23 protein-coding genes and 1 pseudogene are annotated in these 25,649 nt (G+C 63.7%); 13 read left to right on the forward strand and 11 right to left on the reverse strand.

Annotated features, from left to right (window positions below; all coding sequences use genetic code 11):
* Positions 1-68 precede the first annotated feature (68 nt).
* From AC1DYU_RS21080 to AC1DYU_RS21120, 9 genes are all read right to left on the reverse strand, one after another.
* On the reverse strand, positions 69-803 hold the full coding sequence (locus tag AC1DYU_RS21080) for an ABC transporter ATP-binding protein (protein ID WP_476793326.1): 735 nt from the start codon (positions 801-803) through the stop codon (positions 69-71).
* Positions 796-1,575 carry an ABC transporter ATP-binding protein gene (locus AC1DYU_RS21085; RefSeq protein ID WP_476793327.1) on the reverse strand — a complete coding sequence of 260 codons (780 nt, stop codon included), beginning with the start codon at positions 1,573-1,575 and terminating at the stop codon, positions 796-798. The genes AC1DYU_RS21080 and AC1DYU_RS21085 overlap by 8 nt, the downstream gene beginning before the upstream one ends.
* On the reverse strand, positions 1,572-2,552 hold the full coding sequence (locus AC1DYU_RS21090; RefSeq protein WP_476793328.1) for a branched-chain amino acid ABC transporter permease: 981 nt from the start codon (positions 2,550-2,552) through the stop codon (positions 1,572-1,574). Before AC1DYU_RS21090 ends, AC1DYU_RS21085 begins: the two co-directional genes overlap by 4 nt.
* Positions 2,545-3,444, reverse strand: a complete 900-nt coding sequence (locus tag AC1DYU_RS21095; protein WP_476793329.1) for a branched-chain amino acid ABC transporter permease — start codon at positions 3,442-3,444, stop codon at positions 2,545-2,547. The genes AC1DYU_RS21090 and AC1DYU_RS21095 overlap by 8 nt, the downstream gene beginning before the upstream one ends.
* Positions 3,444-4,376: an NAD(P)-dependent oxidoreductase gene (locus AC1DYU_RS21100; RefSeq protein WP_476793330.1), complete on the reverse strand. Its 933-nt coding sequence runs from the start codon at positions 4,374-4,376 to the stop codon at positions 3,444-3,446. Before AC1DYU_RS21100 ends, AC1DYU_RS21095 begins: the two co-directional genes overlap by 1 nt.
* Before the next feature lie 5 nt (positions 4,377-4,381).
* Positions 4,382-5,131: an SDR family NAD(P)-dependent oxidoreductase gene (locus AC1DYU_RS21105; RefSeq protein ID WP_476793331.1), complete on the reverse strand. Its 750-nt coding sequence runs from the start codon at positions 5,129-5,131 to the stop codon at positions 4,382-4,384.
* 58 nt (positions 5,132-5,189) lie between these two features.
* Positions 5,190-6,398: an ABC transporter substrate-binding protein gene (locus tag AC1DYU_RS21110; protein ID WP_476793332.1), complete on the reverse strand. Its 1,209-nt coding sequence runs from the start codon at positions 6,396-6,398 to the stop codon at positions 5,190-5,192.
* A 213-nt stretch (positions 6,399-6,611) separates the two neighbouring features.
* On the reverse strand, positions 6,612-7,241 hold the full coding sequence (locus tag AC1DYU_RS21115) for a GntR family transcriptional regulator (RefSeq protein ID WP_476793333.1): 630 nt from the start codon (positions 7,239-7,241) through the stop codon (positions 6,612-6,614).
* 125 nt (positions 7,242-7,366) lie between these two features.
* Positions 7,367-7,939 (reverse strand): cysteine hydrolase family protein, encoded by a 573-nt coding sequence (locus AC1DYU_RS21120; protein ID WP_476793334.1) that lies wholly within the window; start codon positions 7,937-7,939, stop codon positions 7,367-7,369.
* Positions 7,940-8,110: 171 nt separating this feature from the next.
* On the opposite strand from AC1DYU_RS21120, the gene AC1DYU_RS21125 reads away from it, so the two are divergent.
* Positions 8,111-8,269, forward strand: coding sequence for a hypothetical protein (locus AC1DYU_RS21125; RefSeq protein ID WP_476793335.1), 159 nt, complete (start codon positions 8,111-8,113; stop codon positions 8,267-8,269).
* Between the two features lie 78 nt (positions 8,270-8,347).
* On the opposite strand, the gene AC1DYU_RS21130 is transcribed toward AC1DYU_RS21125, so the two are convergent.
* Positions 8,348-9,340: a Bug family tripartite tricarboxylate transporter substrate binding protein gene (locus AC1DYU_RS21130; protein WP_476793336.1), complete on the reverse strand. Its 993-nt coding sequence runs from the start codon at positions 9,338-9,340 to the stop codon at positions 8,348-8,350.
* A 577-nt stretch (positions 9,341-9,917) separates the two neighbouring features.
* On the opposite strand from AC1DYU_RS21130, the pseudogene AC1DYU_RS21135 reads away from it, so the two are divergent.
* A pseudogene (locus tag AC1DYU_RS21135) lies at positions 9,918-10,148 on the forward strand (DDE-type integrase/transposase/recombinase); the annotation flags it as partial.
* Positions 10,149-10,231: 83 nt separating this feature from the next.
* On the opposite strand, the gene AC1DYU_RS21140 reads toward AC1DYU_RS21135, so the two are convergent.
* Positions 10,232-11,287: a LacI family DNA-binding transcriptional regulator gene (locus AC1DYU_RS21140; RefSeq protein WP_476793337.1), complete on the reverse strand. Its 1,056-nt coding sequence runs from the start codon at positions 11,285-11,287 to the stop codon at positions 10,232-10,234.
* Positions 11,288-11,568: 281 nt separating this feature from the next.
* On the opposite strand from AC1DYU_RS21140, the gene AC1DYU_RS21145 reads away from it, so the two are divergent.
* From AC1DYU_RS21145 to AC1DYU_RS21195, 11 genes are all read left to right on the forward strand, one after another.
* On the forward strand, positions 11,569-12,324 hold the full coding sequence (locus AC1DYU_RS21145) for an SDR family NAD(P)-dependent oxidoreductase (RefSeq protein WP_476793338.1): 756 nt from the start codon (positions 11,569-11,571) through the stop codon (positions 12,322-12,324).
* Positions 12,325-12,436: 112 nt separating this feature from the next.
* Positions 12,437-14,143: an ABC transporter permease gene (locus AC1DYU_RS21150; RefSeq protein ID WP_476793339.1), complete on the forward strand. Its 1,707-nt coding sequence runs from the start codon at positions 12,437-12,439 to the stop codon at positions 14,141-14,143.
* A gap of 30 nt (positions 14,144-14,173) precedes the next feature.
* On the forward strand, positions 14,174-15,247 hold the full coding sequence (locus AC1DYU_RS21155; protein ID WP_476793340.1) for an ABC transporter ATP-binding protein: 1,074 nt from the start codon (positions 14,174-14,176) through the stop codon (positions 15,245-15,247).
* A 211-nt stretch (positions 15,248-15,458) separates the two neighbouring features.
* On the forward strand, positions 15,459-16,415 hold the full coding sequence (locus AC1DYU_RS21160) for an ABC transporter substrate-binding protein (protein WP_476793341.1): 957 nt from the start codon (positions 15,459-15,461) through the stop codon (positions 16,413-16,415).
* Positions 16,416-16,456: 41 nt separating this feature from the next.
* The gene (locus AC1DYU_RS21165) at positions 16,457-17,323 is read left to right on the forward strand and encodes a sugar phosphate isomerase/epimerase family protein (protein WP_476793342.1); all 867 of its coding nucleotides are present in this window, start codon (positions 16,457-16,459) and stop codon (positions 17,321-17,323) included.
* A gap of 4 nt (positions 17,324-17,327) precedes the next feature.
* Entirely contained in the window at positions 17,328-19,013 is a 1,686-nt protein-coding gene (locus AC1DYU_RS21170; RefSeq protein ID WP_476793343.1) for an FAD-dependent oxidoreductase, read from the forward strand.
* A 646-nt stretch (positions 19,014-19,659) separates the two neighbouring features.
* Positions 19,660-21,108 (forward strand): aldehyde dehydrogenase, encoded by a 1,449-nt coding sequence (locus AC1DYU_RS21175; protein WP_476793344.1) that lies wholly within the window; start codon positions 19,660-19,662, stop codon positions 21,106-21,108.
* A gap of 133 nt (positions 21,109-21,241) precedes the next feature.
* Entirely contained in the window at positions 21,242-22,864 is a 1,623-nt protein-coding gene (gene mdlC / locus AC1DYU_RS21180) for a benzoylformate decarboxylase (protein WP_476793345.1), read from the forward strand.
* 56 nt (positions 22,865-22,920) lie between these two features.
* Positions 22,921-23,913 (forward strand): Vgb family protein, encoded by a 993-nt coding sequence (locus AC1DYU_RS21185; RefSeq protein WP_476793346.1) that lies wholly within the window; start codon positions 22,921-22,923, stop codon positions 23,911-23,913.
* Positions 23,914-23,924: 11 nt separating this feature from the next.
* Positions 23,925-24,659: a dienelactone hydrolase family protein gene (locus AC1DYU_RS21190; RefSeq protein WP_476793347.1), complete on the forward strand. Its 735-nt coding sequence runs from the start codon at positions 23,925-23,927 to the stop codon at positions 24,657-24,659.
* The gene (locus AC1DYU_RS21195; protein ID WP_476793348.1) at positions 24,656-25,648 is read left to right on the forward strand and encodes a ketopantoate reductase family protein; all 993 of its coding nucleotides are present in this window, start codon (positions 24,656-24,658) and stop codon (positions 25,646-25,648) included. Before AC1DYU_RS21190 ends, AC1DYU_RS21195 begins: the two co-directional genes overlap by 4 nt.
* The last annotated feature ends 1 nt before the right edge of the window (position 25,649 follow it).

Consider the following 25,649-nt stretch of genomic DNA (forward strand, 5'->3'; position numbering starts at 1 on the left):
TTGAATATAAATGCATCAGGCACAATGCGTTTGATGTCATGCGAAATCGGAGGCGCCATTCTCCCCGGCTATTCCACCGGCTGGGCCGGGCCGAGATAGCTGTTGATCGCATCCTGCCGCGCGGCCAGGCTGCGCAGCTCGCTCGCCGCCTGTCGGTTCATGATCTTGCCGCCGCGCATGAAATAGACCTCCTCGGCGAGCTGCACGCTCATCCTGAAGTTCTGCTCGACCAGCACCACCGAAAGCTCGGTCTGACTGCGCACGACCTCCAGCCGCTCAAACACCCGCTTCACCAGCAGGGGGGCGAGGCCGAGCGACGGCTCGTCCAGCAGCAGGAGACGCGGACCCGCCATCAGCGCGCGGCCGATCGCGAGCATCTGCTGTTCGCCGCCGCTGAGCATCCAGGCAGGGCCGTCGACGCGGTTGGCGATCTCGGGAAACAGCTCGAGCACCATCGCCTGGCGTCGCGCGCAGGTAGCCGCATCAACATGATAGCCACCGAGCGTGAGATTCTCGCCGACGCTGAGCGGCGCCACGATCTGCCGGCCCTCGGGCACGTAGACAATGCCGCGCCTGACCCGCTGCTGGGTGTTGAGGTGGCCGATCTCCTCGCCGTCGAATTTCACCGAGCCCTGTGCGGGCACGAGCCCTGCGATCGCTTTCAGTGTCGTCGACTTGCCTGCGCCATTGGCCCCTAGCAAAGCCGCGACGGCGCCGGTGCGCACGCCGAGCGCGACGTCGCTGACCGCGACATAGCGGCCATAGCGCGCCGTGAGGCCGGCGACATCGAGCAGGTCACTCATCGTCGGCTCCGAGATAGATGCGGGCGACCTCGGGATCGCGCTGGATCTCGTCGGGCGTGCCGTGAGCAATCAACTGCCCGAAGTTGAGCACATAGATCCGGTCGCAGATCGCCATGATCAGATCCATGTCGTGCTCGACGACGACCATCACGAGGTTCGGCGTCATCAATTGCCGCAGCGCGCGGGTCAGTTCCCGCGTCTCGGCCGCATTGAGGCCGGCAGCCGGCTCGTCCAGCAGCAGGATGCGCGGCGAGCCGACGATCGCCCGGGCGATCTCGACCAGCCGGAGCACACCCGGCGATAACTGGGCCGGAAGCAGGTCAGCCGCGTCGGCGATGCCGAGGCGCCGCAGCGCCTCAGTGGCGGCATGGTGCGCCTCGCCCTCCTCTCTTCGGGCGGAGGGCAGGCCGAGCAGCGCCCCGGCCCAGCCGCTGCGGCCGCGTCGTGCCAGGCCGAACATCACGTTCTCGATCGCGGTGAGGTCAGGGCAAAGGGCGACATGCTGGAAGCTTCGCGCCATACCGTGATGGGCCCGCTCAGTCGTCCGCAAGGCGCGGAGATCTACGTCGCCGTACTGGATGCTGCCCGTCTGGGGGCGATAGAGTCCGGCGAGGCAGTTGAAGAAGCTGGTCTTTCCGGCGCCGTTGGGGCCGATCAGGCCCGTCACCTGGCCTGCTTCGAAGACCGCCTCAAGCCCCTTGAGGACCGAGACGCCGCCGAAGCTGAGGGAGAGATCGCGCGCTTCCAGTCGCGCCGCCGCCTGCGGGTTCATGACGCGCGCCCCATGGCCACACGCCAGCGCGGCAGATAGTGGCCGGCGAGGATGAAACCGAGCAGCGCGAGGCCGTAGAAGATCGGAATCCAGTTTCCTGAGCCGGCAAGCAATTGCGGTACGAGCGTAATGAAGGCGCCGCCAATGAGGGCCCTTGGGAGGCTGAGTCCATAGACGCTCACCACGGAGCCGACGAGCATAAAGATCGAAGACCAGAGCGTGAAGCTGTTTGGCGAGACCGTCGAGCTCGTGAACGCCAGCGCCGCGCCCGACGCCGCGGCGAGGCCGCCGCTGATGCCCATCACCACCAGCCGCGCCCAGTCGCGCCGCGTGCCGAAGGCCTCGGCGGCGGCGGGGTGCGAACGCGCCGTCAGGAGCGACAGGCCCTGACGCGAATTACGCAACCTCGCGACCAGGGCCGTGGCGACCACCAGAACGGCCAGCGCGAAATAGTACTGTTGGAGCGGCTTCGGCGCGCCCGGGAGCAGGTTCGCGGAGACGTAAAGGCCCTCGAAGCCCCCGGTCCACGGGCCGGCCTGCAGGATCAGCTCCGGCAGGGCCAATGCCAGCGCCATCGTCGTGACCGCCAGATAGATTCCCGAAAGCCGCCGCGACGGATAGGCAAATGCGATCCCCAGCAACACGCCACAGGCGATGGCGGGCAAGAGGCTGATCAGCGCGGAGATTCCGTACCACCGGTCCGCGATCGCGACGACGTAAGCGCCGGCGGCGACGAAGAAGCTGTGCCCGATCGAAACCTCGCCGCCATAACGCACCAGGACGGTCACCGCGAGCACGCCGAGCGCGTTCGCGAAGCAGACGCCGAGGCTGTACAGCCAGAACCCCTGGAGACCGAGCGGCAGCGCGACGAGCACGATGGCGAGCGCGGCGGTCGCAAGCGCGGGCCAGGCGCGCGCGACGTCGATGCCGCTGCGCGGCGCGCGCTGGGCGGTGGCAGGGAGGGCTTCGTCAGACACGGGAGCCGATCGCCTTTTCGAGAAGTCCGTTGGGGAACAGGTTCAGCGTCAGCAGGATCAGGCCGAGTAGGAAGGTGTTGCTGAACTCGGGCGAGACGTAGAACGTGAAGAGATTAACCAGAACGCCGACCAGGATGCCCCCCAGCACGGTGCCGGGCAGGCTGCTGAAGCCTCCGACCACAGCGGCGGCGAAGGCCTGCAGCATGAAGGACGAAACGGTCGTCGAGCTCAGGAACGTCGTCGGGACGATCAGGAGAGCGGCAGTGACCCCGAGCGCGGCCGAGACCATCCAGGCGAAGAGATGGACCGAGCGCAGGTTCAGACCGCAGATCTGTGCGGCGAAGGGATTGGCCGAGACAGCCCGAAAGGCGATGCCGAGCCGCGTGCGGTCTATGATCAGGAACAGCCCGGCGACGATGACGAGCGTCGCGGCGATGATCGTCACATCATAGGCCGTGATGCGCTGGCCCAGCACGACCATGTGCCAGCGCGGAATCGGCAGGTCGAGATTGACGATGTCAGCCCCGAAGACGAGCTGGATCAGGCCTTGCGCGATCAGCCCGACTCCCAGCGTCGCGATCGTGCTGGTGAGGTCCGATTCGAACACCAGCGGCGCGATCAGCGCATAGGTCAGCGCCGCGAAGGTGATGATGACGACGAGCGCGAGCAGGACGGCCGATCCCCAGGACAGGCTGAGCAGCGAGCCGGTCGAAAAGCCATAGACCAGGAAGGCTGCGAGGCCTGCCACGTTGCCGTGCGAAAAATTGACCACGCGCGAGCATTTGAAGATCATCACGAGGCCCAGCGCGCCGAGCGCGTAGAGGCAGCCCGCGACGAGCCCGGCCCAGGCGAGCGACGTCAGATCCCCGAGCATGGCGGAAAGCCCGCCCATCACATCATACCCACGGCGGCATCGGCGGGCGCAGCAGGAAAGGCTCTGCCGGCTTCGATCAGTTCGATCACCGCTGGGAAGTAGCGGCCGCTGCCGCCGCCGGCGGCCGAGGCGGCATAGTAGCGCCGGGTCAATTCGGCGAGGCGTGCGTCGACACCGGCCTCGCGCGCCAGTTCCAGCATGTAGCCGATGTCCTTGAGCACATATTCGGGCGGGAAGGCCTTGTCGGGGAAACTCCGCGGCAACATGGCGTTGCGGCCGTGATTGCGCAGCACGAAGCTGTCGCCCGAGCCTTTCGAGACCGCGTCCAGCATGACCTCGGGTGCGACCCCGGCCCGCTCGGCGACGACGATCATCTCGGCGAGCGCCACGACGTGCTCGAACACCAGCATGTTGTTCACGAGCTTGAGGACCTGCCCTGTCCCGACATCACCGCCATGGGTGATGTCGGTCGCGATATAATCGATCAGCGGTCGAACCTGCTCGAACAGCGCGTTGGGCGCACCGACCATGACGCTGAGCGCGCCCTTGCGGGCGGCCTCGCGCGTCCGGGCGACGGGAGCGTCGGCGAAGTCGATGCCGAAGCCAGCGAGCGCCTCGGCGATCTCGCGGGCCTCGGCGACGGCGGTCGTGCTGAGATCCACCACGATGGTGCCGCGTTTCGCATGGGCGGCGATACCGCCCTCACCGACGCAGACCTGCCGGACCTGCTTTCCGCCGGGCAGGGATAGGAAGATGATGTCGGCCTGGCCGGCAACGGCAGCGGTGGAAGCTGCCCATTCCGCCCTGGTTCCGGCCAGCGCCTCGTCGAAGCTCGCCTTGTGGATGTCGCTGGCGACGAGGCGGCCTGGATGCTTGGTCGCCATATTCCGACACATCGGACCGCCCATGACGCCGAGGCCGATGAAGCCAATGGTGGGATGCGCGCTCATCGTCATCAATCCATCAACATGCCGCCATTGACGTCGAGCACCGTCCCGGTGATCCAGTTCGACGCCGGCGAGGCCAGAAAGAGGATGGATTGGGCGATGTCCTCCGGCTGGCCGTATCGACCGAGCGGGACGCTGCCATGGGCGGACGGCGCTGCCCGTTGCGTCACTTTTGACCACATCGGCGTCTCGACGGGGCCGGGCGCGACGATGTTGGCGTAGACGCCCTTCGCGGCTCCGGCCTTCGCCACCCACTTCATCAACCCGTGCACGGCCGATTTCGCGGCGACATAGGACGGTCCGGAAGCGACGCCGCCGATCTTGGCCGCGACCGATCCGAGCGCGACCATCTTACCATAACCCTGCTCCGCCATGATCGGGAACAGCTTGCGCACGGGATTGACCACGCCGAACAGGTTGACGTCGAGGATCGAGCGCCACTCCTCATCCGTGGAGTCGCCGAGGGAGGCATGCGAGATCGTGCCGGCGCACAGGATCAGGATGTCGATGCGGCCATGCTCGGCGATGACAGCATCGATGACGGCGCCGGTATCGTCGGACGAGGTAACGTCGCAGCGCCGGAAATGCGCCCCGGCGGGCCACTCCCGGGCGCCATCGGCGAGATCGGTCGCGATCACCGTTGCCCCTGCCTCCGCCAGGGCCGTGACGGTGGCGCTGCCGATACCGCCTGCTGCGCCGGTCACGAGCGCGATCTGGCCATCGAGGCGCGCGGCCCCGCTCAAATGAGCATTCGACATAAATCTTGACTCCTGGGGCCGGCCCGTCCGGCCCATGCATCCTCGCCTGAAGGCGAGGTTATTCGGCCTTGGCGTCGAAGACGACGGCGGGATAGGGGCGAAAATCGCGCACGAGCTCGAAGCCGCCATTCTTGGCGCGGATGATCGCTTCCTGGCGCGTGCCGCGGTGGTCGCCGGGCTTGAAGCTGACCTTGCGAGAGCCGCCGACATCGGCATCAGTCAGCGTATCGAGCGCGGCGACGAGGTTCTCGCGCGTCAATGGCTTGCCGCCGTCGAGCAGCTTCTCGAAGCCCGCGGCGAACAGGGCCGCATTGCTCCAGCCGTTCAGACCGAACACGCCCACCGGGTCGTTCGGGTAATACTTCTTGATCGAGTCGCGATAGGCCTTGACCTGGGGCGTGTCGCCGGAGACCGGCAGCAGCCAGGATGAGAAGTACACGCCGTCCAGCAATTCGCCGGCGAGCTTCTGCGTTGAGGGGTCGGCGGTGAAGAACGGCGCGAACCAGGTCGCCTTCAACCCGTTGCGGTCAGCCGTCTTGAGGGCGGCAGCCAGATTGGCGTTCGAGCCGAAGAGGATGACGCCATCGACATTCGCATTGGCAAGCCGGCGGATATGCGGCGTGAAGTCTGTCGTCTTGACTTCGAACGGCACGGACTCGGCGATCTCGAGCTTCCTGTCGGCCATGAAGCGATCGAAGCCGCGCTTGGCCGACCGGCCGAGCTCGTCGTTCTCCCATAGCAGCGCCACGCGCTTCAGCTTGAGATCATTGATCGCGTATTCGGCGTTCGAGGCGGCCGACCAGCCATAGTCCGGCAGCAGCGGAAAGAGCATCTTTTCCGAGAAGAAGGCGCTTGCCCCGCCGATCGGGCCGATGACCGGCAGCCCGACTTCCTTTGCATAGGGAATGACCGCGACCGTCGTCGCCGTGCCAACCGGGGCGGCGAGCGCGAAGACTTTCGCTTCCTCGACCAGGCGCTTGGTCACCGCCACGCTGCGGGCGGGCTCGTAGCCATCGTCGAAGGTGACGTAATTCACCTTCCAGCCCTTGATGCCGCCATTCTCGTTGAGGTTGCGGAAGAACGATTCTGCGGCGCGTGTCAAGATTGCGTAGAACGGCACCGGGCCGGTCACCGGGGTGAAGGCCCCGACGGTGACGGTCTTTGTCGCCATGTCGATGCCAGGCGACACCTCCTGCGCAGCGCCTGGTCCGATCGAGGCGGCGAAGGCAAGCGCCGCGGAAGCGGCAAGCGTCTTGAGGTAGCTCATGTCATCCTCCCCTGATTATTGATTGTTGACGAGGAGGCTAGCGTAGTTCGCTTTAATGTACAATGCACAATGCATATGACGGCGATGCGTACGGCTCAGGCGCGGCGTGGCCATCCTTGGCCCTCGGGCAGAGAGTCGTTTCAGGAGAAACGCCGGGGAAAACCGGTTTTGCGTCGCCAGCCGGCTACGATGTCGCGCCTGCCGTCTCTTACGTCAAAGCGCGGCGCGCAACTCGGCCCAGCCGCTCTCGATGTGGCGACGCGTGGTCAGCGTCGCGCCCGTCACATCGCCTGCGATCATCTGGTTGAGGAGTTCTGCATGTTCCAGGGCGGCGCGCTCCGCGCGCCCGCCGATCCGGTTGATCAGGTCGAACGGATAGCGCGCCCAGAGGATCTGGACGAAATGCATGGTCTGCGGCATTTCGGCGATATCGTAGATTCGGCGATGGAAGCGGTAATTGATCGCGCGCGCGGCCGAACTGTCGCCGGCTTTCGCCGCCGCTTCGAATTCGGCGGCAAGGCTGCGCAGCTTGTCGATGTCCTCGGTCTGCAGCTTGTCGACGGCGCCGCGAACCAGTTGCGCTTCCAGCAAAACCCGCAGGTTCAGAATCTCGGACGATCCGGAAACATCGAAAGGGACGACGGTCGCCCCCTTGTATGAACCGCCGGTGATATAGCCCTCCGCTTCCAGCAGCTTGAGGGCCTCGCGCACCGGCGTAATGCTGGTCTTCAGCATCTCGGCGATTTCGAGCTGTTTCAGCCTGGCGCCGCGAGGGAACTGGCCGGACAGAATGCCTTCCCTAAGGAAATCGGCGACCTGCTCTTCCTTGGTACGGTAATCCATCGGGTCCGGCCATGTGCAGCGCGCCCGAAGGCCGGTCGCGCGGAAATCTTGGGAAACGCATCGACTTTGCCCTTAATGGACAAGCGGTTGTCTGTCACGTTTCCTGCAATCGCGGCGAGAGATGTTCAAAACGCCAGGGCCTCGGAATCCGTGATGGCAGCGTAACGCTTCAAGCCGGCCAGCGCAAAATTGTGCTCGTCCTCGGTGGCACCGCAACAACAATCCTCGATCAGCGTGCAGGCATAGTCGCGATCATGGCCTTCGCGCACCGCAGCCTGGATCACGCCGTTTGTCGAAACCCCGCACAGGACCAGATGCTGGATCGCGTTGGCGCGCAGGATGGGTTCGAGATTAGTGCCGTAGAACGGGCTGACGCGGTGCTTGACGATGTCGAAATCGCCCGGCTGAGGTGCAAACTGGTCGTAGACCTCCGTGCCCCAGGTGCCGAGCTTGAAGAGCCCGAGTTCCTTCGCGCGCGAGAACACTGGCGAGCCCGGCGGGCATTCGCGGTAATCGGGCGAGAAACCGACCCGGACATAGCCGACCGGGACGCCGGCCGCCCGGGCCTTGGCAATCGCCTTGATGGTGCCGTGATACAGGCCCTTGGCATTGCCGCAGGCGACATAGGTCTTCGCGTTGGGGCCGTCGGGATGCACCAGGTCGTTGATCATGTCCATCACGAGAAGCATGCTGGTCATCGTCTGTCTCTTCCTGCGTCTGCGCCGCCTATTAGCGGCCCCAGGCTCACTTAAGGCCCTTTATCATCGATATGCATTGTGCATAATCGACACCGCGGTGCAACGGCGCTGCCCGACAGCCTTGGCTGCCGGACATCAGAAAATCAGACGCCGGCATCTTGGGAGGATGCGATGCTGAAACCGCTCGATCGGGCCGCCACGCAGGCGGCGGATTTCGAAGCCGCGCTCGGGAACGATGCGGCGCTGATGCGTCTCTATTACTGCGTCTGGTATGTCAGCTTCGGGCTTTTCGTGCTGTGGCTCGGCTACATCGTCTATCGCGGCGCGTAAATTCGGCCCAGCAGCCCGCGTTCATGGCCTCCCAAGAAGGGGCGCTCGCGCCGGCCGGGAAGCCGGCGCCATGCGGCGTCACTCGAGCGCGATGCCCAGCTTGCGGATTACAGGCTCCCACTTCTGGCCGTCGGCCTGGATGAACTCCTTGAACCCGCTCTTGGCATCGGCCTGGATGTCGGTCCCCTCGGCCGCGAAGCTCGCCCGCATGACCGGCGTCGTCATCGCCTGAACGGCAGCATCCCGCAGTTTTTCGACGGTCGCGGGCGGTGTGCCGGCCGGCGCGAACAGGCCGAGCCAGACCGCGAACTCCGAGCGCGGATAGCCCTTCTCGGCGACGGTGGGAACCTGCGGCAGGATCGCCGAACGCGCCGGCGAGGTGACGGCGAGAGCGACCAGTTCGCCCTTCTCGGCGAAGGGCGCGAACGTGCCGATGCTGCCGAAGATGACATCAAGGCGTCCGCCGAGGATGTCCGACGTCGTATCGGTGATCGCCTTGTAGGGCACGTGGACGAGGTCAATGCCCGCTTCGAGTTTCAGCAGTTCGGCAGAAAGATGTGAGGAGGAGCCGATGCCGCCTGAACCGTAAGTCAGCGGCCGCTTCTCGGCCGTGCGCTTCTTGGCCAACGCGACAAATTCGGCGATCGTTTTCACGTTCAGCGATTTCGAAACCAAGATGAGATTAGGAAACGACACGAGGTTCACAATGGGAGTGAAGTCCTTGTCCGGATCATATTTGAGGCTCTTATAGATGTATTTGTTCATCATGTGAGTCCCCTGCGTCCCGATGATCAGGGTGTGACCGTCTGCCGGGGCCTTCTGGGCACGGAGCGAGCCAACTACGCCGCCGGCGCCGACGGTGTTCTCGACTACGATGGAATTCTTGAACGACTTCCCCATGCCCTCGGCGAGCCTTCGGGCGAGAATATCGGAGGCTGCCCCCGCTGAGTAAGGCACAATGATCGTAATCGGCTTCACCGGATCGAACGTTTGACCAACACTTATGGAAGAGGCCAACGTAGACACAGCCAGTGCCACACCCGTCAGCGCGTCGCGAAAATGTAGTCGCATGGGAAACTCCATAAGGCATTTTGAGGAGCGCGAGATCGTTTAGGTTCACCTGTCACGGCCGATGGGAGCAGGTGATCAATCGCCGTCGAGCGCATGCAACGCGTGGAAAGGCTCGCATCGGCCGGGCCGAGCACGCGGGTCCGGTCACTTCGAATTACAGTATCGGGGCCCACGCTTGTCGCGCGGACGACGGCCTGCGAAAGAGGCGCTTTCCGCGCCCGGCGCGGTCCAGCTGCGATTGGCCATTTCTTCCCCAAACTTCGTTTTATCGCCGCGGGCGGTGGTTACCGACATCCATATTTCTAAGTGCCTGGTTATGTGGCGCCATATTGTGCATCATGCACAATATGGCTTGCCTGTCAAAATTGCGGGCCTTCACCTGCGCGGCCGCACATGTATCGCTTCAATCTCGCGCGAGCCAACCAATCCTAGCAACCAAATATGCATCATGCATTTCTATTCAGTGCGTTCGGACGCCCTGCCCCAAAGGGGATCAGCCGATCCAAATGGATTTTTTGCGCCGCCCGAGCCAGCACAAACGACGGCGCTTCATTGGATGGTCTTGTCACCGCCGTGCCACAAGGGCCTCAACAACCGCGCCGAGAGCTCACACCTGCCACTCCGAAAGCGCGGAGTGCATGATGCAGGGCTTTCGATCCCAGGAGGCTTGCAGCGGTTCGTCGCGATCTTCTCCGCCGTCCGTAACCTTCTCGTCCCGCCCCGCTCCCGTCGCTCCGCCCTGGCCATCCATCTGCATCGTCTCGACGCCATGTCGCACTGGAAAGCCATAGCCAGTGTTGCTGCCTGAGCCTGTCGCCGGGCCAAATGCGCCTCTTCGCGCCCGCCCGCGGTTAACGTGACAACGCCCGACGTACCTGTCTTTTACTCTGCTTAGATCAACGTTACGGGCTCTACCGCGATAGTAGTCGAGCTCTTGTCGTCTGTGGACGCAGGATAAGTGCTTTGGCGCTCACGAAGTGCGAACCCAACATCGATCTTTTTGTGAGGTGCAGCTTCGCCAGCGAGCCTCTGCAGCAGCACCTGTCCAGCCTGCCTGCCCATCTCAACCCGATCGACGCTCACGGTCGTCAGCGCAGGGTTGATCGACGTGGCGATTGGTAGATCGTCAAAGCCACAGATCGCAAGCCGATCCGGCATCGACACGCCGCGCCTTTGGCATTCGAAGATGGCACCGACAGCCATTACGTCGGTGGAACAGACAAGCAGGTCGATCGGCTTCGACAGACTTAAAGCACGACCGACAGCCTCGCCCCCACCCAGAAAGCTATTCTGGTAGCGGAAGACGAGGCCGTCCATGTCCAGACCAAGTTCGCGCGACGCAGCCAGATAGCCCTTGAGACGATCCGCCATGCGGTCGTTGGGATCGACGGCGTTGGTGACAATGGCCATACGTCGGTGCCCACGACTGTGAAGCAGATGCACCATCTGCCGTGCGCCTTCGTAGTTGTCGTAACCGACGACGGAATCAATCGGGTTATCGGTCAGGTTCGAACACTCAACCACCGGAAGACCGCTGGCCTCGATCAAGCGTCGCGTCTGCGGGGTATGCCAGGCTCCCGTGAGATAGAACGCGTCTGGCCGTCGCTCCAGAAAGTCGGTCACGATCTGCTCTTCGCGCTCGATCGAGTAGCCGCAGTGGCCGATCATCAGCTGGATGCCGTTCTCATGCAGCACGTCACTAAGACCCTGCATGACCTCGGCGTGCTGGGTGTAACCGATGGCTGGAATGATCGCGCTGATCATACCGGTCCTGTTTGCAGCCAACCCACGGGCGACGAGGTTGGGCATGTAGCCTAACTCGCGGATGCAGGCCTCGACCTTCTCGCGGGTCTCCGGCGAGACGTTCCTGGAGCCGTTGAGGACGCGCGAAACTGTGCCGGCACCAACATTCGCCAATCTTGCAACATCGGCGATCTTTACGCGCACGGAACTCTCCCACGGACATCTGCCGAAGCTGATTCCTATTTCAGCCGACGATCGCGGCCAAGCCCAAACTTTACGATTGACACCCTCATCTACCCGACATAACCAATATGGAAGCGCTTCCAATTTAAGAAGAGGCGCCTGAAGTTGAATGGAGGAACACGAAGCTGCGTTTGCTCGCAGCACAGTTTTCAGCCGAGTCGAATTTCGCGACCGCGAGCAGTGCGTTCGTGATCGATCAACTGTGTCTATGCTTAAAACCGGCAAAGCGAGAACGAAAGCGTATGTCCATCTCCGGCAATCTGACAGATCTCGCCGGCCAAACGGCCATCGTGACCGGCGGTGCGCGAGGCTTGGGTCTGGGCATCGCCCAGAGATTGGCCGTCGCCGGCTGCCGCGTGGCGCTGTGGGACGTCAATTTCAGCAGCTTCGATGAAGACAATGCCGGGTTTGCCCCTATCCTGAAGCAGAAGGTCGATGTTTCGGATGCTGCGGCTGTCGATGTCGCCTTTACCGAAGTCGTCGCCAAGGCTGGCCAGGTCGAGATTCTGGTGAACAACGCCGGAATCAACGGCCCTATCCACACGGTGTCGGACTACCCGATTGAAGCGTGGCAGAGGGTACTGGCGATTGATCTCAACGGCGTCTTTCATGGCTGCCGGAGCGCCGTCCCCCATATGCGTGAAAGGGGATATGGCCGGATCATCAATGTGGCATCGATCGCTGGCAAGGAAGGCAACCCCGGAGGCAGCGCTTACGCCGCAGCAAAGGGCGGCGTCATCGCGTTCAGCAAATCTCTCGCCAAGGAGCTCGCCACGTCGGGCGTCCTGGTGAACTGCATCGCGCCGACCATGGCCGAGACCGAGCTCCTCCAGGAGATGACGCCCGAATTCATCGCGACCATTCGCGCAAAGATCCCGATGGCCAGGTTCCTCCGGATCGAAGAGGTGGCCGAGATGGTCGCCTGGATCGCAAGCCCCGCCTGCAGCTTCACGACGGGCTTCACATTCGACCTGACGGGCGGCCGCGCGACGTATTGAGAGAGGCCAATCCCGACGCGGCGGCAGCCGTCTCGCGACAAAGCCAGAGCCCAACAAGGTCTCGGCAAAAAGCACGATGGGAGGTGTCATGTCGACTGAAACGATCGCTCAGATGGCGCCGCCCCGGGGAGGGATGCCGCCGTTTTTAAAGCATTCTCCGTCGCGGTCGCTCAGGCAGGCCGGTTGGCTGACGCTTGCGTGCATGGTCCTGGCTGTCTTCTCCCTGTTGCCCTTGATCGCTCTCGTTGTCCGCGGCTTCGTCGAGACCGAGGGCGGGCGTCTTGTCCTCACATTGAGCGCCGTCAAGACAGTCATGAGCCAGTCCGGCTATTGGTTCGCCGCTTGGAACACGGTCGTCGTCTCGATCGGATCCATGATCCTCGCCGCCGTCATCGGTGTCATCCTCGCCTGGTGCTTGGTGCGCACCAACGTGCCTTTCGCGCGGCTGCTGGAACAGCTCGCGACGATGCCGATCTTCATCCCGCCCTTCATCGGCGCCTTCGCATGGGTCTTGATCGGCGCCCCGCGGATCGGCTTGTTCAATCTGCCGACCAAGGGGCTTGGGCTGGGTGAACCGCTCGACATCTACACCTATACGGGCCTCATCTGGACGATTGGCATCTACATCGCGCCCTATGTGATGATGATCGTGGCTTCGGCGCTGCGCAACATGGATCCCAGCCTCGAGGAGGCGGCGCAAGTCGCCGGCCTCAGCCGTGTGCGGACCATGTTCCAAATCACACTTCCCGTCGTTGCGCCATCAATCCTGTCGGGCTCGGTGCTCGCCTTCGTGATCAGCATCGGCCTGTTCGGCACGCCCGTCCTCCTTGGGATGACGAAGGAAATCTACCTCATCACGGCGCGGATTTATCTCGAACTGCAACAGTTTCCGCCGAGCTTCGGTATCGTCGCCGTGCTCGCGATTTACCTGATGGTCCTTTCTGTCATCGCCAACCTCCTTCAGAGTTGGGCCTTGCGCGGGCGGTCCTTCGTCACGGTGACCGGCAAGGGCTTTCGGCCGCGCATCATCCAGCTGGCCGCAGGGCGCTATGTCGTAGCAGGCATCATCTGGCTCTACCTGCTGCTGACGGTGGTCGGACCGATCTTCATCATCATTGCGGCGTCCGTCTCGACCTACACCTGGTCGGGGAAGTTTACGTGGAACAACATCGCCTTCCTTTGGGAATCCCAGGATGTGCGCTCCACGCTCTGGAACAGCCTGTTCATTACGATTCTCGCAGCGAGCGCGACCACAGTTCTCGGCTTGATCGTGTCGTGGATCACGGCACGGACGCGCATGCGCGGCAGGCAGTTCCTCGAGCACGTCGTCCTTCTGCCGATGTCGGTGCCGAGCCTCGCCTTCGCGCTGGGGGTCAGCTTCTTTTGGCTATGGGTGCCGTGGAGCGTCTACGGCACGGTCTGGATCATCATCATCGGCTTAATCGGGCGCTACATCAGCTATTCCGTGCGGTCGATCACCAGCAGCCTGATCCAGATCCATCCCGAGCTTGAAGAGAGCGCCCGCATCTCGGGCTTCGGGTGGGGCAGCACGATGTGGCGCGTCACGCTGCCGCTCGTCCTGCCGGCGATCATCTCCAGCTGGGTGATGGTGTACTCGATCTTCATCTCCGAACTGTCGATGGTGCTCCCGCTCTACACGACGAGTTCGCGCACGCTGTCGATCCTGAGTTTCGACACCTGGGCGGTCGGGGAATTCTCCCTCGTCGCCTCGCTTTCGCTGCTGCAACTGCTGCTGGGCGTGGGCGTCATGTGGTTCGTCACGCACATCACCAAACAGCGGCAGATCGCGGCAACTTGAGCCGAGCGTGCAGCGCCAGGAGAAACTGACATGAGCGTTCGAGTTGAAGGACTGACCAAATCATTCGGGGCCCTGCGCGCGATCGACGATCTCAGCGTGACGTTTCAGTCCGGCAAGATTTCCGTGCTGCTGGGCGCCAGCGGCTGCGGCAAGACGACGACATTGCGCTGCATCGCTGGGCTGGAGACCCCCGACGGGGGCGAGATCCTGATCGAGAACGAGGTCGTCTACGCTTCGGCTCGCGGCGTGGACCAGCCGCCCGAGAAGCGTCGGCTGGGCATGGTCTTCCAATCCTACGCGATCTGGCCGCATTTGACCGTAGCGGGCAATGTGTCGATGCCGCTTCAGGCGCAGAAGGTGCCGAAGGATGAGATCGCCAGGCGCGTCAAGGAGACGCTCGCGATCGTCGGCCTCAGCGACCAGGCCGAGAAGAGTGCGATGAAACTGTCCGGCGGGCAGCAGCAGCGCGTCTCGATCGCGCGCTGTCTCGTCGGCAATCCCCGTCTTATCCTGATGGACGAGCCTCTCAGCAACCTCGACGCCAAGCTGCGTGTCGAGATGCGTCAGGAGATCCGGCATCTCCAGGAGCGGATTAGCGCCACGATCCTATTCGTGACCCACGACCAGGAAGAGGCGATGTCGTTGGGCGATGAGATCTTCCTCTTCGATAAGGGGCGCGTCGTTCAGCAGGGGCCTCCAGAGGATCTCTACTTCCGCCCCGTCGTTCGTTACGTGGCCGAGTTCCTCGGGAAGGCCAATCTCTTCAATGTTGCGATCCGGCCCGACAAGGGCGGCGCCAGCGTTGCAGCCTTGCCGTCCGGCGAGGTCATCACGCGAGGCAGCATCCAGGGCGGCGCCACGGAGCGAGAGGCGCTCTGCATGGTCCGTCCTGAATCGTGGAGGGTCTCTGGTGGAGGGGAAGCAGGCCTGCCGGCCCTCGTCCGAGAGGTGATGTTTGTCGGAGATCGACGGGAACTCCGCGTCGACACACCCATCGGGGCCCAGATCGTCGTGACCTATGGCTACCAGCGCTTCACCGTCGGCGACCGTCTGTCGCTGACCGTCGCGCCTGACTTGGCTCACCTCTTCGAAGGGCAGGCCTGAAGAACTCGGCGCTCCATGGAACCGCGGTGGAGCGTTCGGATGCAGGACGTGTGCGGTCTCACAACAGACTTCGTCAGAAGCGAAAATCGGAGGGAATACGATGACATTCACCAAAACCCGGCGCGGCGTGCTGCGCGGATTTGCCACCGCGAGCGCGCTTGCTCTGCTGGCCTTGCCCGTCACGCAATCGGTCAAGGCTGCCGATGCCGCCTTGATCGCTGCAGCCGAAAAGGAAGGACAGATCGTCGTTTATGGCGACCCCTTCACCGTCCCGCTGCTGCTGAAAGCATTCGGCGCCAAATATCCGAAGATCAAAGTCACGTCGGCGACTGGCGATGCGTGGCAGATCTATAACCGCTTCGTGGCCGAGAACGCGGCCAACCGTCCGCTGATGGACGTCATGTACCAGGCGGAAGACACCGTCATCACCGCCAAGACGTCCGGGTATCTCGCCACCTTCACCAGCAGCGAAGCGGGCAGTCTGACCAAGCTCGGCCTTCCTGCTGGCGGTGGCTACGTTCGCGGCAACGGCAACCTCATCATGTTCGCCTACAACCACGAGGCCATGGCCAAGAAGCCACTACCCAAGGACTGGACTGACTACATCACTCCGCCAGCGGAATGGGAAGGTCTGGGCGCGATGTCGAACCCCGGTTCCTCCTCAGCGACATTCGCCACGGTCGCTGCGCTCTACCAGACCTATGGGCCAGAAAAGGGTGGCGCGATCCTGAAAGGCTTCCGGAGCGCCAAGGGCGAACTGAATCCGTCGATGGGCGTGATGGCGACGAAGCTCCAGACGGGCGAACGGCCGCTCGACTTCTTCAACATCACCACAGCGGTCTCGGGCATCATCGCCAAGGGGGCGCCTGTCACGATGGCAATTCCGGCATCTGGCGGCGTCGCCCAGTTCAACGCCATCGGCATCAGCGCCAAAGCTCCCAACCCGAACGCGGCCCGTCTGCTGGCGGACTTCGCTCTGACGGCCGAGATGCAGGCGGTTTTCTCCGAGGCTGGCGTCTATCCGGTAAGGACCGGCGTCGCCTCGCCTAAGGGCTTGCCCGTCCTGACGGAGGTCAAGCTGATGGATTTGGATCTCGAAAAGGCTCTGAAGGACCGCGAGACCATCCTGAACTGGTGGGCGACCAGTACGGGCTTCAGCTACCGCTGAGCCCATCCGCTGGCAGGCGACGACGACCGGGACCCTAAACAGTGAAAGTCCGTGCGATGAGAAAAGCCATCGATCTGCGCCAAGTCTCGGTTGCCAACCTTACGATCGGGCGCATCAGCCCGGTCGAGTTCATCGAGAAGGCCGCTGCAGCCGGGTTCGGTGCGGTCGGCCTGCTGATGATGAGCGCGACGGCGCAACCGCTTCAGCACGAGGTGGTCGGCCACCCCGACATGATGAGGGCGGTGAAGGCGGCATTGGCCGCCCATGATATGCGCGTTTTCGACATCGAAGCCTTCATCCTGTCCCCGCAGACGGATTTCGAGCGGATGCGCCCGGCTCTCGCCGCCGGAGCAGAACTGGGCGCGACCCATATTTCGTCCATCGGCACCGAATTCATCGGCAACACCGTGTTTCTGGACCCCGCGCAGCGCATCGATCTGTTCGGCCGCCTCTGCGACGAGGCGGCGCAGTTTAACCTCCATGTCGGCGTCGAGTTCATGCTCTACCGCGACATCCGGACATATGACGAGGCCCTCTCTATGATCGAGGCGGCCGGTCGATCCAATGCCGGCCTCATCCTCGACCTGCTGCACATCCAGCGCGCGAGGACGGCGCCGGCCGATCTCGCCAAGATTCCGGCCCACCGCATGGCTTACGCCCAGTTGTGCGATGCCCCCGACCGCTCTCCCGCGCTCGAAGAGCTGGCTGTCGAGGCACGCACCTCACGGCTTCATTTGGGTGACGGGATTATACCGCTCGGCGAGATTCTTGAGCTCTTGCCTGACAGCACGCCGCTTGTGATCGAAACGCCCGTCGCGGCCGAGGCTGCCTGGTCGGTCGAGGCGCGGCTTATGGCTGCGGCCAAGAACGCCGAGACCTTCTTCCAGGAACAGCTGGCGCAGGCCTGATATTATGAACGTAGAAGAGTGCGATGTTCTGGTGATCGGCTCCGGTGCCGGCGGCCTGTCTGCCGCTGTCACAGCTGCCTGGCATGGTCTCAAGGTCATCGTGGCCGAGAAGGAGCCGGTCTTCGGAGGCACCACCGCGTGGTCGGGCGGGTGGATGTGGGCGCCGCTCAACCCGCTGGCCAAACGTGCCGGCATCGTCGAGGACATCGACGCACCAAGAACCTATCTTCGGAATGTCCTCGGCCATAAATTCGACGAGGCGCGCGTCGAGGCCTTCCTCACCGCCGGGCCGGAGATGGTGGCCTTCTTCGCGGAGAACACCGCTCTGCAATTCGAAGACGGCAACAGGATATGCGACACCTACGGCGCTGTTCCAGGCGCTGGGACGGGAGGGCGCTCGGTCATCGCCGCTCCGTATGACGCCCGTCGCCTGGGGGATCTTATCAAGCGGCTTCGCCATCCAATGCGGGAGACGACCTTCCTGGGCATGACCATCCAGGCCGGTTCGGACCTGGCCGCCTTCATGAACGTGACGCGATCGCCGAGAGCTCTGGTTCATGTCGCCCGGCGCTTCGGCCGGCACGCCATCGACCTCGCCGTCCACGGCAGGGGCATGCAGCTCCGCAACGGCCTGGCGCTCGTCGGCCGGCTGCTCCGGTCAGCCGCCGATCTCGGTGTGGATCTGCGTGAAGCGTCCCCCGCGACCAGGCTGTTGATCGACGGCGGTGTAGTTCGAGGCGCGATCTTGAACAGACGGGACGGCGAGCTTGAAGTCAGGGCGCGCCGTGGTGTCGTGCTCGCAGCCGGCGGGTTCCCGCACGATGCCGCGCGGCGCCGCGACACCTTTCCGGCCGATGGGCAGCATTGGACGCTTGCCGTTCCATCCGCGACGGGCGACGGTTTGCGGCTGGGCGAGTCGGCTGGCGGTACCGTCGACACCATGCTCGCTGCGCCCGGTGCCTGGTGCCCGGTCTCGCTCGTTCCCTTTCCCGATGGCACGACTGGTCGCTTTCCCCACATCATCGAGCGCGGCAAGCCGGGGATCATTGGGGTGCTCGGCAACGGCAGACGCTTCTGTAACGAGGGCGATGGCTACCACGATTATGTCGCCGCCATGCTCGCAGCCGTGCCGGATGGAGAGGAGGTCGCATCCTGGCTGGTCTGCACGCGCGCTTTCCAGCGCCGGTATGGGCTGGGCATCGCCCGACCGAGACCGCTGCCGGTCGAGCCCTACACCAGGTCCGGCTACATCAAGGTCGGTGCGACGATCGCCGAGCTCGCAAAGGCCTGTGGCATCGATCCCACGGGTCTCGAAAAAACCCTCGCAGAATTCAACAAACACGCGCGAGAAGGAGCTGACCCTGAGTTCGGCCGGGGCTCTACGCCCTACAACCGACTTCAGGGCGATGCCACCAACAAGCCGAACCCTTGCGTCGCTCCAATCGATCAAGGGCCGTTCTATGCGGTCAAGGTCCTGCCCGGCAGCTTCGGTACGTTCGCGGGGCTCGAGACAGATGGCAGCGCGCGGGTGCTCAGTGCATCCGATGCGCCAATCCAAGGCCTCTACGCGGCCGGTACCGACATGGCGAGTGTGATGGGCGGTCACTATCCGGCCGGCGGAATCAATCTCGGCCCCGCCATGACGTTCGGCTTCATCGCCGGACGGCATTTGGCCAGTCAACAAAATTAGCTTGAGGACTCAATCAGATCCACTTTGATACGACGGCCGCCAAGGCCAAGCCTGAGAGGGGTAGTTCTATGCGAGGCGATCAAATCGGGTTGCGATGCGTCGCCAGTTCTCGAACTCGCAGAACATCCGTTCGATGAGATTGCATCGGCGATTGGGCCTTTCGGTCGAGCGGATAAGGACGTTCTTCGCGCAGGGGTAGACGGGATGATGGCTCTGATCTTGGTGCGCTTCAGCCAGTTGCCCAGCCTGTCGGCATCATAGGCCTTGTCGGCCCCGCGCGACGTCCCAATTACTTGCGTGCGGCCCCCTTTTTAGCCTTGAGCCGAGCGATCCGTCTTCACGCAGGTGCTGTCGATGAAAGTTCCGTCGGCACGGGGGCCGACCGCCTCTGTCGTCTCAATGATGCGTTGCCAGATTCGGCGCTGCGGCCACCGATTGTAGCGACTGCGAACCGTGGTCGGCGGGCCATTGGCCGACGTGTCGGCCAATGATGCCTGCACCACGCTTGACATTTTAGTCAGGTTACCTTCCTTTTTTCGGAAAGGCCCTTGGGCCCGGCTTGCGGCTGATCGGCGAATGCGCGCTCCCGATCATTGCGACGGCTGGTCACCCGGGGTGTGAAAAAAATCAGAAGGGAGAGACTTTGATGGAAGCTGAGATTGCAATCCGCAAGCGCGAAATCGACGCCGGACCAGCGCGGACCTTCGATCGCCTAGACCCCCTGACCGGCGAGGTGGCGACGCGCGCCGTGGCGGCTACGGTGGCGGAGGCGATTGCCGCCGTCGAGGCCGCTCAGGCAGCCTTGGCCGGTTGGTCCAGCCTTGGGCCAAGCCAGCGGCGCATGCTTCTGCTAAAGGCGGCTGATCTCTTAGAGGCGCGGCAGGATGAATTCGTCCGGACCATGGTCGCGGAGATCGGCACCACCGCGATCTGGGCCAAGTTCAATGCCAAGCTCGCTGCCGGCATTCTTCGTGAGGCCGCTGCGATGACGACGCAGATAACCGGCGAAGTCATCCCGTCCGACGAAAAGGGCTGCCTGGCCCTGGCCGTCCGGCAACCGGCTGGCGTCTGCCTCGGTATTGCGCCTTGGAACGCGCCAATCATTCTCGGCGTTCGAGCTGTTGCGATGCCGCTCGCTTGCGGCAACACGGTCATTCTCAAGGCTTCCGAACTTTGCCCGGGCACGCATCGTCTGATCGGCGAGGTCCTCCGTGAGGCAGGCGTGCCTGAGGGCGCGATCACCGTGATCACAAACGCGCCGGCCGATGCTGCCGAGATCGTCGAGGCTTTGATCGCGCATCCTGCGGTCAGGCGGGTCAATTTCACAGGCTCGACGCGCGTCGGGAGGCTGATTGCCGAGACCGCCGGGCGGCATCTCAAGCCGGTCCTTCTTGAGCTCGGCGGCAAGGCGCCGCTGGTGGTGCTCGACGACGCAGACCTGGATGCCGCCGTGAACGCAACCGCATTCGGCGCTTTTATCAACCAGGGCCAAGTCTGCATGTCGACCGAGAAGGTGGTGGTCGATGCAAGTGTCGCCGACGAATTTGTGCGCAAGCTGGCAGCGAAAGCGCAGTCTCTTCCGCACGGCGACCCGAGAACTGGAAACGTTGTCATCGGCTCGATGATCGGGCTGGATGCCGCTCGCCGCGCCGAGGAGCTCGTCGACGATGCGATACGTCTGGGCGCTACGCGCGTCGCCGGCGGTCCCGTCGCTGGGACCATTATGCCCGCAACGGTTCTCGACAACGTAACGCCGGCAATGCGGATCTATGGTGAGGAGTCCTTCGGTCCCTCCGTCTCCGTCATTCGGGTCAATGGCGTAGAGGAGGCCATCAAGGTCGCTAACGACACCGAATACGGCCTCGCGGCATCCGTTTTCAGCCGCGATATCGCTCGTGCCTTGTCGGTCGCCAAGCGCATCGAAAGCGGCATCTGCCACATCAACGGCGCCACGGTCCATGACGAGGCACAGATGCCATTCGGCGGGACCAAGGGTAGCGGCTATGGGCGCTTCGGCGGCAAGGCAGGCGTGAACGAATTCACCGAGCTGCGCTGGATCACCATCGAGACCGCCCCGAAGCATTACCCGTTCTGAGGCGCGCCGCAGCGCACGGCCTCCGCCCCGGAACGCCACGCCCCGGAATGCCTATCTTCCCTTTGACCGGGGCCGGGCAAACGGACGCAACCCGAACATTCGACAGCTGTCGATCAGTGCCGGACATCACAGCATGAACAGCAGAAACTCAACCGCAAGCGTGCGTCTTTCCGTCAGAGAGGCAACGCTCGATCTGTTGCGCTCGCTGAAGATCGACCGGGTCTTCGGCAATCCGGGATCCACGGAACTCAACTTTTTGCGCGAATGGCCGGACGAACTTCCCTACGTCCTTGGCTTGCAGGAATCCTGCGTCGTCGGCATGGCCGATGGCTATGCTCAGGCCACCGGCAACGCAGCCTTCGTGAACCTCCACTCGGCAGCTGGTCTCGGACACGCGCTGGGCAACCTGTTCACCGCATTCCGCAACAAGACGCCGCTCGTCGTCACGGCAGGCCAGCAAGCCCGCAGCCTGCTGTCGCTGCAGCCCTATCTCTATGCCGAGCAAGCGGCTGAATTTCCGAAGCCCTACGTGAAATGGAGCGCCGAACCCGCACGGCCCGAGGATGTGCCAGCCGCAATAGCGCGCGCATACTATACGGCAATGCAGCATCCTCGCGGGCCGACTTTCGTATCGGTGCCCTCGGATGACTGGTCGCACGCCACTTCGCCATTTCCGGCGCGTTCCATCGCCTATGATTTCGGGCCGGACGCCGAAGCGACAGTCAGGCTCTCTGAAGCGATCAGCGCCAGCAGGCGACCCGCCTTCGTCGTCGGTCCTGCAGTCGATCGCGCTCGAGCCGTCGAGACGATGGTCGCGCTGGCCGAGCGCGCCAACGCCGCGGTTTGGGCAAGCCCGATGTCCAGCCGGGCAAGCTTCCCCGAGCGGCACAGGCTATTCTCAGGCTTTCTCCAGGCGGCGCCCGAGCCGCTGTCGGCGGCACTGGAACCCTACGACCTGATCGTCGTCTTCGGAGCGCCGGTCTTCACCTTCCATGTCGAGGGTCATTGCGCGGTGATCCACGACGGAACGACGATCTGGCAACTGACCGACGACCCGACCGAGGCGGCGGTCGCCTATGGAGCCCAAAGCATCATCGGCGCGCTGCGCCCCTCGCTGGCAGCGCTGCTGGAGCAGCTCGCACCGAGCAGCAGGGAACCGCCCCCGGCGCGCCTCGTGCCTCCGGCTCCCGCACCGGCAGATCCGATCCCCGGAGCCTTTGCGCTCGACCTGCTGTCGGGACTGCTCCCCGAAGACGCCATCGTCGTCGAAGAGGCACCATCGCACCGCCCTGCGATCCAACGCTATCTGCCGATGGCCGGCGCCGACAGCTTCTACACGATGGCGAGCGGAGGATTGGGCTACAGCCTGCCGGCCTCGATCGGAGTTGCACTGGCCCGGCCCGGGCGGCGGATTGTCTGTCTCGTCGGCGACGGCTCGGCCATGTATTCTATCCAGTCGCTCTGGACGGCAGCGCAGCACCGCCTCCCGATCACATTCCTGGTTCTGAACAATGCCGGCTACGGTGCCATGCGCGCCTTCAGCCGCAGCATGCAGATTTCCGCTCCCCCCGGCATCGACCTGCCCGGCATCGATTTCGTTGCCCTTGCGGGTTCTCTCGGCTGTCGCGCCGCTCGCGTCAGCGACGCCGCGAGCCTTCCCGGGCAACTGCGCGAAGCCCTCGCAGAAGAGGGCCCCTACCTTCTCGACATACCAGTCGATCGAGGCACCGTACAACTCTACGGCGCTGAGCATTAGGCCATCTGGCTCGCGACATCCTGCTGCGGCACGCCGCATTCACCGGGAACATGCTCATGGATGTGATTGGATCGACCAGCGCCGGCACTCTGGTCAAGTCGGGCACGGCTGCTTCGGATTTCGCTTCCGGCTTTCGCGTCTATCGGCCACCTACCGATGCGAGTGGCCCCTATATCATCGTGGAAGGACCTGATGAAGGTCTCTGGTTTTGCCAGAGTCAGGCTTCGGCCATTGGCCGCTTTGACCTGAGATCAGGCGAGATCGTCGAGTTTAAATTACCGAACCCGCGCGCGTTTCCTGTGGGCATCACCGTTGGCGGCGATGGCGCGCTATGGTTTGCGCAACAGGGGAGCGACGCGATCGGCCGCATCACCCTAGAGGGTGCAATCACGGAGTTTCCCCTCCCGGCTCATTCCGGGCCGACCGGCCTGATCCTTGGACCGGACGGCAATGTCTGGTTCTCGGAGGTGGAGGCCGGACGCATCTCTTACGTCACGCCGGACGGCGAGGTCGTACAGGCCGCACATCTCGAAACGACCAGCCGCCCGCTTTCGCTGGTGGTTCGCGACGGCGAGATCTGGTTCAGCGAGGTCGGCGCCGGCAAAATCGGCCGATTGAACCTCGACGGCACCTTGCGCGAATATCGGACGCCAAGTCTGAGCAGCGCGCCGCGCGCCCTCGCCTGCCATCCTGACGGCTCGATTTGGGCCGTGCTCACCGATGCGAATGCGCTGCTGCGCATCGGTTGCAACGGCGAAATGACGGAATATGCCGTGCCGAGCCCAGAGGCCTCGCTTCGCGGCATCGTCACGACGACAGCCGGCGACCTCTGGTTCACCGAGAATGCAACGAGCTGTATCGGTCGCGCATCGGCCGACGGCTCCACGATCACCGAATTCCCGCTGCCTACCGCGGGTGGCGGTGTGCGTTGCATCATGGCGACCTCCAGCAATCGCATCTTCTTCAGCGCCTTCGACGCCGGCGAGATCTGGGAAGCGCTTCCGACCCGGCTGAGGCAGGCGGAAGCCGCGCCGTCCGCTCTCCTCTGAAAGGCCCCGCGATGCATGTGAACGATTGTCCGTACGAGATCGACGGCCAGCCTTATCTCGGCAAGCTCGTATTCAACGCCTCATCCGCTGCTCACCGGCCGATCGTGGTGATGGCTCCGAACTGGATGGGAGTGTCCGAAGAGGCTGTTGAGCAAGCCAAGCTGATTGCAGGAGATCGCTACGCGATCTTCGTCGCGGATCTTTACGGCCGCGACCGTCGCCCGAAATCGGTGGCGGAGGCTGGCCCACTGGCCGAAGCGCTAAAGGACGATCCGAAAGAGCACCGCCGCCGCATGGCAGCAGCTCTCCGGGTCGCGACCGAGGAAGCCGCTTCGCTCGGTGTCGGCGACCCGAAACGGCGGGCTGCCATCGGGTTCTGCCTGGGCGGCAAAAGCGTGCTCGAACTTGCAAGAAGCGGTGCCGACATCACTGCGGTCGTCTCGATCCATGGCGACCTCACCTCATCCCTGCCGGCAAGCCGTGGCGACCTCGTCGCATCGATCCTGGCGTTGCACGGCTCGGAGGACCCCATCGCACCCAAAGCGCAGCGCGATGTATTTGAAGCCGAGATGCAGGACGCTGGCGCCCGATGGCAACTGATGGTCTTCGGCGGCGTGATCCATGCCTTCACCGATCCCGACGCCGATGTGCCCGGGATCGCCAAGTATGAAGCCGCGGCGACGCGCACGAGCTATCTGTTGACACACGCCTTTCTCGACGACGCGTTCGCAGGCGCATCAGCGTGACGTCTCAACCTCACCCGGATACCGCCGAACAGCCGCAAGCAATGGCACCGGAGCGCATTGCGGTCATCGGGGCAGGCGCACTCGGCAGCTTCGTCGGCGCGCGGCTGGCCCATGCCGGCTACGCCACGACGCTGATCGACAACGATCCAGCCCGGGTGAGCGCCATCAACGACGCGGGCCTGCGCCTAGAGAGCGACCAGGTGACGCTGGAAATTACCGTTCCCGCCAGTCTCGCAAGCGATCTGACGCAGCCTTTCGACTTGCTGATCATCCTGACGAAAGCCGCCCATACCGAACCGGCCATCGCAAGCTGCCGCCATCTGCTGGGCCCCGCCAGCCATCTTTTGACCTTTCAGAACGGCCTCGGCAATGCCGCGCTTCTCGCCCGATATGTCGATTCGGATCGGATCGTCGTCGGGATGACCAACTGGGCCGTGGATTCGGTCGGACCGGCGCATGTTCGCAGCGTCGGCCAGGGAGAGATCCGGATCTGGCACATGAGCGGCCGGGACGAGCCCGCAGTCCGCGCAATCGCAGACGTACTCAATCGTGCGACACTGCGCGGCACGGCCGACCCAAACGTGGAAGCCGCGATCTGGGAAAAGGTTGCCTTCAATGCCGCGATGAACTCGGTCGCAGCGATGACCGGGCTGACGGTCGGCGAGATCGGCGACGATGCAAACGGGCGTAGCCTCGCAGGCACCGTAGCAGATGAAGTCGTCGGGGTTGCCCGGGCGAAAGGGCTCGGAGCCGACCAACAGAAGGTGGCGACGATGCTGCAACACGCGTTCCAGTCACACCGCTCACATCGGCCCTCGATGCTGCAGGACATTCTCGCCGGCAGAAGAACCGAAATCGAGGCGATCAACGGTGCCGTCGTCGCGGAAGCGGTTCGGCTTGGCCGAAGCGTGCCGGTTACCGAGACACTGCTCAAACTGGTCCGCATGCGCGACCTGGTTGCCCTTAAAAATCCGAACCAACACGCGTAGG

The organism is Allobosea sp. P2_B12 (assembly GCF_056404835.1).